General features: G+C 47.6%; 10 protein-coding genes. 6 read left to right on the forward strand and 4 right to left on the reverse strand.

Annotated elements, in window-relative coordinates; genetic code table 11:
* Positions 1–36: 36 nt before the first annotated feature.
* The 4 genes from BN162_RS15015 to BN162_RS15030 all read right to left on the reverse strand — a co-directional run bounded on the left by BN162_RS15015 (position 37) and on the right by BN162_RS15030 (position 5,905).
* On the reverse strand, positions 37–1,794 hold the full coding sequence (locus BN162_RS15015) for an FAD-dependent oxidoreductase (protein ID WP_020225949.1): 1,758 nt from the start codon (positions 1,792–1,794) through the stop codon (positions 37–39).
* 86 nt (positions 1,795–1,880) lie between these two features.
* Positions 1,881–3,188, reverse strand: coding sequence for an ATP-binding protein (locus BN162_RS15020; RefSeq protein WP_020225950.1), 1,308 nt, complete (start codon positions 3,186–3,188; stop codon positions 1,881–1,883).
* On the reverse strand, positions 3,185–3,892 hold the full coding sequence (locus tag BN162_RS15025; protein ID WP_020225951.1) for a LytR/AlgR family response regulator transcription factor: 708 nt from the start codon (positions 3,890–3,892) through the stop codon (positions 3,185–3,187). Before BN162_RS15025 ends, BN162_RS15020 begins: the two co-directional genes overlap by 4 nt.
* Before the next feature lie 117 nt (positions 3,893–4,009).
* Complete coding sequence (locus BN162_RS15030; RefSeq protein ID WP_020225952.1) at positions 4,010–5,905, reverse strand: BglG family transcription antiterminator; 1,896 nt, start codon at positions 5,903–5,905, stop codon at positions 4,010–4,012.
* Between the two features lie 296 nt (positions 5,906–6,201).
* On the opposite strand from BN162_RS15030, the gene BN162_RS18125 reads away from it, so the two are divergent.
* From BN162_RS18125 to BN162_RS15060, 6 genes are all read left to right on the forward strand, one after another.
* The gene (locus BN162_RS18125; RefSeq protein WP_020225953.1) at positions 6,202–7,524 is read left to right on the forward strand and encodes an AAA family ATPase; all 1,323 of its coding nucleotides are present in this window, start codon (positions 6,202–6,204) and stop codon (positions 7,522–7,524) included.
* Entirely contained in the window at positions 7,521–8,042 is a 522-nt protein-coding gene (locus BN162_RS15040; RefSeq protein ID WP_020225954.1) for a hypothetical protein, read from the forward strand. The genes BN162_RS18125 and BN162_RS15040 overlap by 4 nt, the downstream gene beginning before the upstream one ends.
* Positions 8,043–8,439: 397 nt before the next feature.
* Positions 8,440–9,849, forward strand: coding sequence for a 6-phospho-beta-glucosidase (locus BN162_RS15045; RefSeq protein WP_020225955.1), 1,410 nt, complete (start codon positions 8,440–8,442; stop codon positions 9,847–9,849).
* Between the two features lie 31 nt (positions 9,850–9,880).
* Entirely contained in the window at positions 9,881–11,242 is a 1,362-nt protein-coding gene (locus tag BN162_RS15050) for an MATE family efflux transporter (protein ID WP_020225956.1), read from the forward strand.
* Positions 11,239–11,703, forward strand: a complete 465-nt coding sequence (locus tag BN162_RS15055) for a DUF3284 domain-containing protein (RefSeq protein ID WP_020225957.1) — start codon at positions 11,239–11,241, stop codon at positions 11,701–11,703. Before BN162_RS15050 ends, BN162_RS15055 begins: the two co-directional genes overlap by 4 nt.
* Positions 11,704–11,899: 196 nt before the next feature.
* Positions 11,900–13,177, forward strand: a complete 1,278-nt coding sequence (locus BN162_RS15060; RefSeq protein ID WP_020225958.1) for a PTS sugar transporter subunit IIC — start codon at positions 11,900–11,902, stop codon at positions 13,175–13,177.
* The last annotated feature ends 3 nt before the right edge of the window (positions 13,178–13,180 follow it).

Genomic DNA, 13,180 nt, shown 5'->3' on the forward strand with positions numbered 1-13,180 from the left:
CCGAGGCTTCGGAGTTTCGCTTAAAAATCAATAGAATTAGATTGCTTCTTCGTTGAGATAGTCCACAACGGACTTGCCGCATTCCCGTCCCAGTGTAATGCACATGCCGATGGAGGCTCCAAACAGCGGAGTGAAATAATCTTCCCCAAAGCGGCCGCCTGAGCAGTTGCCGGTCGCAAACAGACCTGGAACCGGATTAAACTGATCACCCAGTACCTTCTGGTCGCCGTCGACGATCAAGCCGCCCATGGTACACATCAGATTGCCAATACTGCTGTCATGATCGATGACCTGCAGGAAGAAAGGCCCCTGTTCAATCGGGAACATCAGGCTTGGTTCCCGACCGTAATCCTGATCCTTTCCTTCTTTGCATAACGCGTTATACCGTTCAATTGAAGTCAGAATATTCTGTTTTACTTTTTCATCGGCATCAATGAAGCTGACCAGCTCTTCCAGGCTCTCCGCACCATACCAGAAGGATGTCGGATCTTCGACCTGAACACCGGCAGATCCAGCTTGAACGGCTTCATCCATGGCCTTCTGGACATTGCTTAAGAAAGCGTCTGTCGGATCTTTGGTGCCGTGATTCGGTGCTACATATTTCAGATGTTCCGGCAGTTGGGAATCATAGACCGCATAGAAACGATCGCGGTTCATATGCAGTACCGGCTTGTTGCGGAACTCAATCGGACCCCAATATTCATTCATAAAGCGCTTGCCTTTGGCGTTCATCCACATTCCCTGTGGGTGACCGATGCTCAATGCCAGACCTGGCTTGCCGCCGATCCAAGGAGTACGGCCGTCCATTGTCGCAATCGTATGCTCCAGCTTGCCGCCGGCCCAATAGCCCATGGCGATTCCGGAACCATCGCGGTCCATGCGCATGTTGCTTAGCTGATCGCCTTCCTGCATTTCGTCAATCAGATCCGCTAACAGATCCTGCATCATATCGTCATTACTGCCAAAACCGCCGGTCGCCAAAACGACAGCTTTCGCCTTGTAACAGACATAGCGGTCGCCGTTTTTCGCAACGCAGCCGGTCGTTTTTCCGCTCTCATCCTGAAGCAGATACTGCGCTTTGGTATTGAAGATGACCTGACCGTGACCGGATTCTTCAATTTTTGCATGGTTGCGCTTATGGATATCGGTCATTTTCAAATCGCCGTACAAATCAATGGAAGAAGACCAGAACTTATGAACCCCGATCTGTCCCAGCATGTGTTCACGGTTGTTTTCATTCAAAGGCCAGTATTGGGTGGAAGTGGTTGCCATTTCTTCCTCGCTTGCCAGTTCGGTAATAAACCAATCGCAGGCTTCACCGCTGTGCTGGGCATATTTCATGACCAGATCAGGCTGGCCGCCGTTGTTAGTGTTGATCTGCCAGTTGTTGTAGAAGTCAACCGGATCGACAGCTTCGACGCCTTTGTTCAGGAGATACTGGCTGTTGATGCAGCCGGCAGCATTGCCCATGGCCTGATAAATGTCGGCATCCTGATTTTCAATCAGAATCACATCGACGCCGCTTTCTGCAACCTGACGGACCGCGGCAATACCGGCGTGTCCCGAACCGATAACCAGAACGGTAGTTTCAACGGTTTCCGCAATTTCGCTCTGTGCGACCGGCGCCATCGGAATGCGCCATGAACCTGCGGAAGGGGTAGTGGAAGAACTGTCCGGCGTCGGCGTAGCCGTTGGTTCCTGGGTGGAACAGCCGCTCAATAATCCAGCTGCGGCAAGGGAAGCGGTCGTAGCCAGCGTTCCTTTGATGAAATCTCGACGTGAAATTTTAGTCATACTCTCTCCCTCGTTTCTTGTGCCGACATTATAGCAGAGAGGAAACTAAAAAATTCACAATGCGACTAACTGGTCGCAGATCTGCCTTAACTGGGCATCGGAATCAGCAGCGTGAGCTGAAATTGCCCGTCCTTTTGGTGCAGCGCCAGGGCTCCGCCATATTTTTCTGCCGTCGCCTTCATGCTTTGCAAGCCGAAGCCATGATTTTCTTTTGCCGCTTTGGTTGTAGGGGGCAGCAACCGATCAGACTGATCTTGATATTCTAAAGTCGTTTGCGAAACACAGGGATTGGTTACCTGTATCCGAACCAGCTGATCATGCCGCTGAATTGTCAGACGGATACGCCGCTGGGCTTGCGGCAAGACTTCAACCGCTTCCATCGCATTGTCCAGAGCGTTGCCCAAACAGGCCGCCAGATCTACCGGATCCATAAATGAAAGGAGGGAGCCTTCGATCATAGGGACACAGGTGATTTGTTTTTGCCGGCACTGTTCCAGCTTGACGCCTAAAATCATATCCAAGGTTTCATCCCCTGTTTGAATACAAGTCTCATAAGGTTGAATCTCAGCCTGCAGCGTTTGCAGGGAAGCATGAATCTGTTGGCTGGAGGCGCCGCCTTCCAAAACCGTCAGGATATTTTTAAGATCATGATATTTCTGGTTGACCTGATCCATCTGGATTTTTACAAACCGGACCTGATCATATTGCTGCCGCAGCAGCCGATTGCGCTGCTGCAGTTCCAATCGTTGTTTTTGTTCACTCAGCATGTTGACGTTCATGATCATCAACGTCAATCCGACAAGTGTTGTCACGGTAATCATAATCGGAATTTCAACACTGAGATCTTCATTGCTCAAAGGCAGAAACAGGATAATTCCACGGACAAACAAATACGGCAGAGTGGACAGGATCAGCAGCGGAAGCTGTTTCCAGGGAATCTCTGCTTTTTGTTGGCGAAAGAGAAAAAACTGGACGACATATCCGGGCAACAGGCGAAGTGCGTCGAGGATGAGATTGGCCGTCAGATTATGCAGCAGAGAAGCATCCACAAACCAATCGGTTTGAAAAACTTTCATCACGAAAAAGGAAGCCAGTGTGGCCGTCGCGTTAAAGAACAGAAAACTGACAAGGGCATAGTAAACACAGGCGGAATAGGATCGTTCGCTATACTGTCTTACTGCCAGGGTCAGAATCAAAATTCTGAGGATCATCGGCAGATAGAAGCCGAAGATTGTCCATTCAGAAACGAACAGGGAGCTCAGCAGCGCACAGCCTGCGAACATCAGCGCATCCCGAAAAGAAAGCTTTTTCCGCAGCGGGGCTAACAACAGGCCGGTCAGAATTAACGTGTTGAGTTCGCTGATCAGCGAGCTGATTTGAAATTCAATTCTCATAGCCAGCTGCCTGCCGCTTCCGCTAATGCTTCCATAAAGGCTTTGCGGCGATGCTTTGACAGCGGCAGCCGGTCTTGGCTGACGATCACATCACTGCCCTGGACCCCGCTGACCTGGTTTAAGTTCACCAGAAATGCCGAGTGAATTCTGAAAAAACGTGCTCCGGCTAATTGTTTTTCTAAATTCTGCAGACTGTCGCTGATGGTCAGCTGCCTTTGACGACAATGCAGGACTACTTTATGATTCACTGCTTCCGCATACTTGAGGGTTGTCGGATCCACAACAGCCAGCCCCTCGGTTGTCCTGACCTTCAGCGGCCGGCCCCCTTGTTTTTTCAAGTGGGATAACGCTAAGCGCAAGGTTTGAGTTAAAGCCGCCGGACGAACCGGCTTGATCAGATAATCCATAGCCCGTACGGCATATCCGTCGAGGGCGTACTGAGCCAGACTGGTGACAAAGATGAGAATGACCTGATCGTCAAACTGACGGATCTGACGGGCGGCTTCCATTCCGGAGATTTCAGCCATCTGGATGTCCAGCAGCAGGATATCCAGCGGATGGGGATACTTTTGAAGCAGCTCGGAACCATCGCTGAATGTCTGTATCTGAAATTCTTCATTCAGCTGTTGTTCCGCTTGGCGCAGGGCAGCAACAAGCTGATCCCGTTCAGCAGGGATATCCTCGGCAATCGCAATGTGAATCATGGCTGATCCTCCTTCCTGTCTTTTTCTTATTTTAGCATGGAAATTTGCCGGAGAGCGCGTAAAAATGACAAAAGACTTCACCGGGTCGGCGAAGTCTGAAGAATCTTGAAAACGAGTTCAGTCCGAGTGAATTTCCAGAAAGTCCATGAGTTCTTTGCGGGAACGGCACAGGATCATCTTTTTATAACAGCTTTCATCAATCAGAATGTCAAAAATGAGGTTGTAGATCTTGGAGGACTGTTCATCATCGTTGGAGCTTAAGATCAACAAGACTAAATTGACTCGGGAATCATACCAGCGAATCGGCTCATCGCTGTAATAATAGACGACTTTGGTCGTCAGCGCCGCTTTTTCTAACGAATGAGGAACGGCAAAACGATTGAAGAACGCCGTGGAAGATAACGCTTCCCGCTGCCGGACAGAATCCATAAACTGATCGTCAATCACACCCATCTGCTGAAGCTGTTTGTCAAAGAAGGCGAGGATTTCACCTTCGTTAGTCAGGCCATGATTGCAGAAAAACAACTGGTCATCGAAGAAGCGAAGCAGATTCTGGCGCAGCCGACGGCGTTTCTGAACTTTCATGAATTCGAGGTTTTTCTTTTCAATGCGATGAATTTCGATAGGCGATAAAATCGGACTGATCTGAATTAGGTCGTTGAGATTCTTTTCGGTCCTGACCGTGGAAAGATAAAAATCCGCATGATCCTGATCTGTGATTTCTGACAGGCTGGATACTATTTTTATAATATCGAGAGTACAGCTTAACTTTTCCGTGAGCTGCTGGACCATTAGCTTGCGCAGTTCATGATATTGCGGACAGATGCAGATCACGCGAGGAAGATCGTAAGTCGGAACATAGGTGGCGATGGATCCGAGATAAATCGCGATCAGTCCAATTTCATCTCCGGGAATGATCACATCAAATGTTTTTTCCAGCTGATAGGCCAGATAAACCGCAACATCGTAAATGAAGGGATGGGAAGTCCGCAGCGACGTCGCGAAATCATTGTGGAAAAAATTTTGATGGCGGCAGCGCAGCAGCAGAAAGTGGACGTGCAGTATAAAATTATCAAAGACCGCGGAGTAGTCCAGTTCCAGCTGGAAATGACGGAAGGTTTTATCCAGGAGTTTCCGAATTTGACCGCGAAAGGATTCGTTTTGGAGAATCTGTTCGTTTTCTTCCGGGAAGGATCCGGTAATAAAGGCAAGAATCGTAGCTTTATCGGCTTCGGTAAACGTCAGTTTCAGCTGATTTTCCAGCTGTCCGCAAACCGAATCGACAAATCGGGTAAGGCGTGGGGAACAGGAAAGGATTAACTTGTTTTCTTCGGCTTCACTGCGGTCGCTGGGATATCCGTTAAGCATTCGCTGGACACAGACGGCAATGCAGATGATGATGTTTTTGATATAGATGTCATCAATCTGAACATTCAGTTCTTCCAATGTTTGATGGATCATCTGTGCCAGCTCCGCTAAGCTGAACGGTGAAAAGTAATCGTCAAAGTTCACGAGCGTAGTCGCGAGCGAATTGGCTTCGGCAAAGAAGAAATGGGAAAGCATCCGACGCTTGTCGGTTTCTTTTCCCTGACAGCTCAACCATTCGCCATGCCGCTGCAGACTTAAGGAGAAACTGTGAAATTTCGGCATAATTCGCTTAATCAGACCATAGATCGTCGATTCGCTGACATAGTATTCCTGCGCCAAATCATAAATCGATGCTTCTTTGCATTCGAGCAGGGATAAAATCAGCTGTTTTTCCAACTGTTGGTCATCGTCCACCCGGCAGTCCTGAATCTGTTGAAGAACCGCCGGTTCTTCACTCAGCGAATAACCTTCTTTACTGGACAGGATGATCGGCTGACCGGCAATCTGGTTGATCGCTTTGACTTCATAACGAAGCGTTCGCGGTGAGACATTCAGCAGCTGGCTGAACTGCTGACCCGGAATCGGCTTTTGATATTCCCGCAATAGACGCAGTGCCAGATATTGCCGCTGAGAAAGTTCAATCATGATTTTCCCTCCCCTGCTTGTTCAATATCATTATTATCAAAATCCTTACTAAAACACAAGGAAAGGTGAAATTTAAAATTTGCCAGGATCGCGGCAAGTTTTTAATCGGCATTTGATGGGCAGGATTTCAGGAATCGCAAAAGGCGAATCAGATTCAGTCTGCAGTGTTCTAAATTCAGGTTTGATTTGAGGAAATAAAACAGGGCCGATCGACTTGCATTTGAAAAAATATGAAATAAATACAAAATGTACTTTTAATACAAATTTATGTTGTATAATAATAACGAGGTGAGAGCATGCGTTATTACTTAGCCCGTTTTAAAGTCGCTGGAATTAAAAACTTAGATCAGAGGATTCAACTGGATTTCTGTGATAAAACCTTAAGATCCCATTTGGATTGGAGTCAATCCAATATCAAGGCTATTTATGGGTCTAATGGTTCTGGAAAGTCCGCGATTATGAATGCCATGGCCATTTATAAAGAACTGGTCATGAACAGTAATTATCTCTATGATCATGAAACGACGTTATTTCTGAGTGAAATCATCAATAAGAAAACTCGAAAGCTGCAGATGGAGGTGACATTTTTAATTCTGAACGCTCAGGCGCAGATACAGACCATTCTTATCCATTCTATTTGTCTGAAACAAACGGGTTTTAAAGATTTTGTGATTGCTGAGGAACAGTTAAAAAAGCATACAGGTCAAACCCTGGATACTGGAAAAACACAAACCTTATACCATGTTGAAGAGGGAAGTCTGAAGTCTTCAGATTTTAAAGAAATTGAATCTTTGAAAACAATGACCGCCAATTTAATGAAAAAACAAACAATTCCGGCTATTTTAATTCAACATACGATTGAAAATAAGGCGCAGATTCCTTTATCAACGTTCATAAAAAACATTCTTTCTGTTTATTTTTTTGCAGAAGCGCTGCATATTGAACTTTCCACTTCTGATCTGCATCGTGGCTGGATTCGGCAAAAACAAAAACAGCTCAGCGATTGGACGCTTGATGATCTGCGGGAAGAAACAAGCTCAGCTTCATTTGAGTTTAATACGGAAGATGATGTGATCCCAATTCCCGCCTATCCTCAATATCAGCGGCAAATCCAACGACTCGCAGAGTTTATTCAGATCTTTAAGATGGATTTGCTTGGTATTGAAAATGAATGCAAAGAAGTTCAGGGAAATCTTGTTATTACAAAGTATTTGGTCTATAAAGACTTTAGAATCGCCAGTGAATTTGAAAGCACCGGAATCAAAAAGCTGATCACTTTATTTAATGCTTTTAAGCGTTTCATGAACGGCGATCTTGTCTTTATTGATGAACTGGATGCGAATCTGCATGATGTTTATCTCTGTCGTTTACTGGATTATTTTTGTGCTTATGGAAAAGGACAGCTCTGTTTTACAACGCATAATCTTGGACCGATGGAAGTATTAAGCAAACGGAAACATTCGATTGACTTCTTGTCTGATAATTCTGAAATTATTTCCTGGAAGAAGAAAGGGAATTATTCTGTGATTAATTTATATCGAAATGGAATGATTGATAATTCCCCCTTTAATATCGAACCTTTTGATTTTCTTGGCTTGTTTGAGGATGAGGATCAGTGAAACAACTTTTAATATTTTGTGTCGAAAGTCAGGATGCACATCATGACAGTGACGGCTTGTATATAAAACAGGCGCTGAATCATTTTTATCAGTTTGATCAGCACAAAACGATTCTGCGGTTTATCTATATGAATGGAAAATACAACTACGCCAAAAGACAAATTCAAGTCCAATTGAAAAAATTTATGGATCAATTAGCAGCCGAGGATCAGGCTTATGTCTTTTATGTGTGTGATAAAGATGAAGAACTTCCCAGTGATTTTCGCCATGCTTCACAGATTCAGGCTTATTGCCAGCAAAAGGGATATTTTCTGATTTGGATGAATCGAAATATCGAGGAAGTTTTCTGGGGAAGGAAAGTGGAAAATGGAAACAAAGTCAAAGAAGCCATTCGTTTTAAAACTTCTGGGCGAATTCAATCCCTGCCTGAATCCGTATTCATGAATGAAAATGCTCAGCGCAGAACAACAAGTAATTTCCTGTTGGTTCTTGATCCCTGGCTAAAACGGAAGAATTGAAGAAACTTTTAAGGATTTACGTAAAAGAACTGGAACCGAATAAGAATGATCTGAGATCGCCTTGATAAAAAGGCAGGAAACGGACATCGACGGAGAATCCAGTTTTTTTTAATTCTATTGAGTGTTGAAAATCATTCGGATGAACAGACGAAGCCAAGCCAGATCTAAATGGGCAGGATTTCCGGAGATTCGGGTTGCCGCGGCTGAGGCAAAATCGTGTTTGTGAGCCGGCAGGCAAAACGAGTATGCTGAGGATGAAGAAAATCCCGTATTTCTTTCTTCAGTGAAGAGCGGCTTGAATCGGACTCTGCCTGAGATGGGGCCTTTATCTGTCGGATGTCAGGCGCTCTTCATCCAGAATTAAGCTGCAGAGTCAGCGGGGAAGGAGTCAAAAAGAATGAAAACACCGAAAGGGTTCCTCTGGGGCGGAGCTTCGGCAGCCAATCAATTTGAAGGTGCTTATTTGGAAGACGGCAAGGGACTGAGCGTGGCAGACTGTTTTACGGCAGGTTCGCGCTCTCAGCGCCGTGAGTACACCGATGGGGTCGAGGAAGGAAAATACTATCCCTCGCACATTGCGACGGATTTCTATCATCATTGGAAAGAAGATGTCAATCTGTTTGCGGAAATGGGCTATAAAGCTTTCCGAACCTCCATTGCATGGAGCCGGATTTATCCGCATGGCGATGACGAACGGCCCAATGAAGCCGGACTGCGCTTCTATGATGAACTCTTTGACGAACTGCTGCGCTATGGGATTGAGCCGGTGATCACATTGACGCATTATGAGGTTCCTTACGCTTTAGTCCAGAAATACAATTCTTTTGCCGACCGGCGCTGCGTTGATTTTTTTGAACGCTACTGCCGTACGGTTTTCAGCCGGTATAAGGGCAAGGTTAAAATCTGGATGACCTTCAATGAGATTAACACGATGATGCATGGCGGTGAACAACAGACCGGCGTACGGATTCCGGAAGGCGCTGATCGGGATCAGGTGCTGCTTCAGGTAGCGCATCATCTGCTTTTAGCCAGTGCCAAAGCGGTTAAGCTGGGGCATGAAATCGATCCGGAGAACAAAATTGGCTGCATGGTCTGCAATCCTTTGTTTTATCCGGAAACCTGTAAGCCTGAGGATCAGATTCAGGCGATGAAGGACAACGATGACATGTTCTATTTCAGTGATACACAGGTGCGCGGTTATTATTCCAACAAGGCGAAGAAACGATGGGAACGCCGCGGCGTCGAGCTGGTCATGGAACCGGAGGATGCGCAGATCTTACGTGCGGGCTGCGTGGATTTCGTCGGCTTCAGCTATTATATGTCAGGCGTTTCCTCAACCCGGCCTGTTGAAAAAGTCCAGGGCAATATGATGCGGATGGTTAAAAATCCATATCTGCAGGAAAGTGAATGGGGCTGGGGGATTGATCCGTACGGTCTGCGGTTTGCCCTCAATCAGTTTTATGACCGTTATCAAATTCCGGTGTTCTGCGTGGAAAATGGCTTTGGCGCAGAGGATGTGGTCAGTGCCGACGGTCAGGTTCATGATCCCTACCGAATTGATTATTATCGTCAAAACATTCGGGAACTGCTCAAAGCGATCCATGAAGATGGTGTTGAGGTCATGGGCTATACCGCCTGGGGCTGCATTGATTTCATCAGTGCGGGCAGCGGAGAAATGAAAAAACGCTATGGCATGATCTATGTCGATCGCGATAACGAAGGTCAGGGTACGCTGAAACGAATTAAAAAAGACAGCTTTGACTGGTACCGCAAGGTAATCGCCAGTGAGGGTGAAGATCTGAGCTAGCGAAAAAAGAAAGCAGAGAGGAAAGAAGCGGATGGCTAAAAAAGAACTGGATCTGCTGCGGGACAAGCCGTCCTCGGCAATCCTGAAATTTGCGGTGCCGATGCTGATCGGCGCCTTGTTTCAACAAGCATACAGTCTGGTTGACACCATCGTTGTCGGCAATTTTATCAACAGTGATGCGCTTGCGGCGGTGGGGACCAGCGGAGTTATTATGAACATCGTGACGATGGCCGGCATGGGTCTGGCGGTGGGCACCTCAGTGGTTACGGCCCAATATTTTGGTGCCCAGAAACTGAAAGAAGTCAAAACGGCAATTCATACGTCGCTGATCGTGTTTGTAGCGCTGGGCCTGGCGGGCGGTATGCTGGGGTTATTGATCATGAATCCAATGCTGCAGCTGATGAACACCCCGGCTGAAATGATGTCGTATGCTTTGTCTTATCTGGGTGTGATCTTTATCGGTGTCGTGTTTGTCATGCTTTACAACATGTTCAATCAGGTGTCGACTGCCCTGGGAGATTCCAAAACACCGATGCTGATGCTGCTGATCGCCAGTGCCATCAACGTAGTGCTCGATTTGGTGTTTACGCTGGGCCTGCATTGGGGTACGGCTGGGGTTGCGGCGGCGACCGTCTTGGGTCAGGGATTTGCCGCCTTGTCCTGCTGGCGGCTGATTCAGAAACGTCTGGATCAGATGAAAACCGAACCTCCGGCTTGGTTTGACAAGCAGATGTTCAAGTCGATCTGTGCGATCGGTCTGCCTGCGGTAGCCCAAAATGCGATCTCAGCCTCCGGGATGCTGGCGGTGCAAAGTCTTCTGAACAGCTTCGGCAGTGTAACGGTTGCGGCCTATACCGCCGCGAATAAGGTCGATGGCATCGCAATGTCGCCGATGGTTTCGCTGGGGACGGCAATTTCGACCTATGCCGCGCAGAACATCGGAGCGCAGCAGTATGATCGGATCAAAACCGGGCTGCGCTTCACAGTATTCTTTGCCTTCATCTGCTGCTTAGTCACAGGCGTGCTGATCTATGGGGCTTCGGATGCGATTCTTGGCTTATTTGTCAGCAGCGGGGCTAGTCGGGAACTGTTCGACATCGGTGCGGAATATCTGCATGTCGCGGTCTTCAGTTACTTCGTCATGGCCGTCATGTTTATTTTAACCGGTGTTCTTAAAGGTGCGGGGGATGCCAAACTGGTGTTTCTCTGCTCCATTACGGATCTTCTGATGCGGGCGGGCTTCGCCTATGCTCTGGTTGGCATCTTAGGCCGCTATGCTTTATGGCTGAGTTATCCGTTTGGCTGGTTCTGTTCCATCGTGATCGCCTGGCCGCGCTATCTGTCTGGGAAATGGAAGAAAAACAAAATTGTTGCAGAAGGAGCGGCATCATGAAGAATACATTTCATCTGAAAGTCAAAGGCGCAGAAATCTTTGATTACTTCATCGCGGTCTTGCTTCAGGATGTTTTAGCTTATACCGGACGGACGGTTACGCCCGCACAGCTGAAGGCGGGTTTCACGTATCAGAAAAATATTTCCAACAATCCGAAAAAGCCGCGGATCGCCTCGGTACGGCTGACAGAGTACAGTTATCCACAGCATTACGCTGTTGTTTACACACGCGAAAATCTGCGGAGAACCGCCGTGTATGATGTGATCGAGGAAGCCCGCGGCAGCCGTTTCATCATGACCCAGCAGACGGAAAAGCAGGTGCGGGGGGAGGACGGCAAACTTGTGTGGAAGGTGATAGATCCTGCCGACAAGGAAAAACAACCGTCGCTGATGATGCGTTTGCGGATGATGGCCGCAGCTCGGCAGATCCGCCGCACCGTGAAAAGGCCGGCGGTGGTCTGAGCGAAGCTATCACAGTCCTCCAAAATAAGCGTGCTGCTTTGCGGGTCAACGCCTGCCGCCTAGGCGGCAAACCTTAAATTGCGGCGCCCCTTCACTCCCGCTATACTGAAGTCAAGAATACGGGAGAAAGGATGGAGGTGCTGACATTTCAAATGTTTTTTGAGAAACTCATGGATCTTGAGGAAAGGGGAAGCTCATGAATAATTTCTTAGACAAACTCGATCATGCTTTATCACCGATCGCTGATGTACTCTCCAACAACAAATTTCTACGTTCGATTGCCAATGGTCTGATCTGCCTGATGCCGCTGACGATGGTCGCTGCGATATTCAGTATTTTGGAGGCTTTGCCGAAAGTCGCGTCGTTTTTACCGCAATGGAGCGAAGCCGTGGATGCGGCCTTGCTTGTTCCCTACAATGTCATCTTTGGCTTAATGGCGCTGATTGTTTCGTTCACGGTCGCTTATCAGCATTCTAAAAACTATGAAGATTCCGACAGCATGATGAACGGATTGCTTTCACTGCTGTGCTTCGTGCTGATGGCGTCGACCTATGAAAACATGGCCTTCTCCGCTCAGTATTTCGGTTATGCCGGAATCTTTGCGGCGGTGCTGACCGCGCTGGTTTCCGTTGAGCTTTATCATTTCTTAGTGAAACACAACCTGCGCATCCGCATGCCGGACTCCGTTCCGCCGCTTGTCAGCAAGTCGTTTGAAGCGCTGATCCCGCTGATGATTCTGGTCGCGGTGTTCTATGGCGGCAACTGCCTGGTGGTCAGTCTGAGCGGCCATTCCATTCCAGCCTTAATTCAGTCGCTGGTCACGCCGGCGATCCAGGGTTCCGATTCGATTTGGTACCAGGCTGTTCTGCACTTCTTAATGCAGCTGTTCTTCTGGCTGGGAATGCATGGCTGGGCGATTACGGCCGGTTTCTCGATGCCGATTTCCAATGCGCTGTTGGCGGAACAGTCAGCGGCGTATGCTTCAGGAACAGCGATTGCCGATCTGCCGTACTTCACGACCGGCGGCGTCAACATGTGCAACGTCTTTTACTTTATCCCGCTGATCCTGATGTTTGCCTGCAAAGCCAAGCGCAATAAGGCAATTGGGCGGATGACTTTCATTCCAACTTTGTTCAACATTTCTGAACCGATGACTTTCGGTATTCCCATCGTCTTGAATCCAATTCTTGGTATTCCGTTTATTTTGTACCAGCCGATCATCGTTTCGATCAACATGGCAGCCGTCAAATATGGTTTCATGAACCGCTCTGCGATGTCCGGAATCGCCGCTTTGCCGCAGCCATTCTCAACCTTTGTTGCCTGTTATGGAGACTTCCGTGTATTTCTGGTCTTTGCGGTGATGTTGATTGTGGCAATCGCAATCTGGTACCCGTTCTTAATGATCTGGGATCGAAAATGTCTGCGTGAGGAACAGGAAGCGATGGCTTTAGGTGAGATTGAAAACGCAGCTTAAAGA

The organism is Holdemania massiliensis AP2 (genome assembly GCF_000327285.1).
Taxonomy (GTDB): Bacteria; Bacillota_I; Bacilli_A; order Erysipelotrichales; family Erysipelotrichaceae; genus Holdemania; species Holdemania massiliensis.

What these genes read in the sequence shown, in the direction of transcription:
- BN162_RS15015 (WP_020225949.1), bottom strand. Translation starts at nt 1,794, where the DNA reads ATGACTAAAATTTCACGTCGAGATTTCATCAAAGGAACGCTGGCTACG.
- BN162_RS15020 (WP_020225950.1), bottom strand. Translation starts at nt 3,188, where the DNA reads ATGAGAATTGAATTTCAAATCAGCTCGCTGATCAGCGAACTCAACACG.
- BN162_RS15025 (WP_020225951.1), bottom strand. Translation starts at nt 3,892, where the DNA reads ATGATTCACATTGCGATTGCCGAGGATATCCCTGCTGAACGGGATCAG.
- BN162_RS15030 (WP_020225952.1), bottom strand. Translation starts at nt 5,905, where the DNA reads ATGATTGAACTTTCTCAGCGGCAATATCTGGCACTGCGTCTATTGCGG.
- BN162_RS18125 (WP_020225953.1), top strand. Translation starts at nt 6,202, where the DNA reads ATGCGTTATTACTTAGCCCGTTTTAAAGTCGCTGGAATTAAAAACTTA.
- BN162_RS15045 (WP_020225955.1), top strand. Translation starts at nt 8,440, where the DNA reads ATGAAAACACCGAAAGGGTTCCTCTGGGGCGGAGCTTCGGCAGCCAAT.
- BN162_RS15050 (WP_020225956.1), top strand. Translation starts at nt 9,881, where the DNA reads ATGGCTAAAAAAGAACTGGATCTGCTGCGGGACAAGCCGTCCTCGGCA.
- BN162_RS15055 (WP_020225957.1), top strand. Translation starts at nt 11,239, where the DNA reads ATGAAGAATACATTTCATCTGAAAGTCAAAGGCGCAGAAATCTTTGAT.
- BN162_RS15060 (WP_020225958.1), top strand. Translation starts at nt 11,900, where the DNA reads ATGAATAATTTCTTAGACAAACTCGATCATGCTTTATCACCGATCGCT.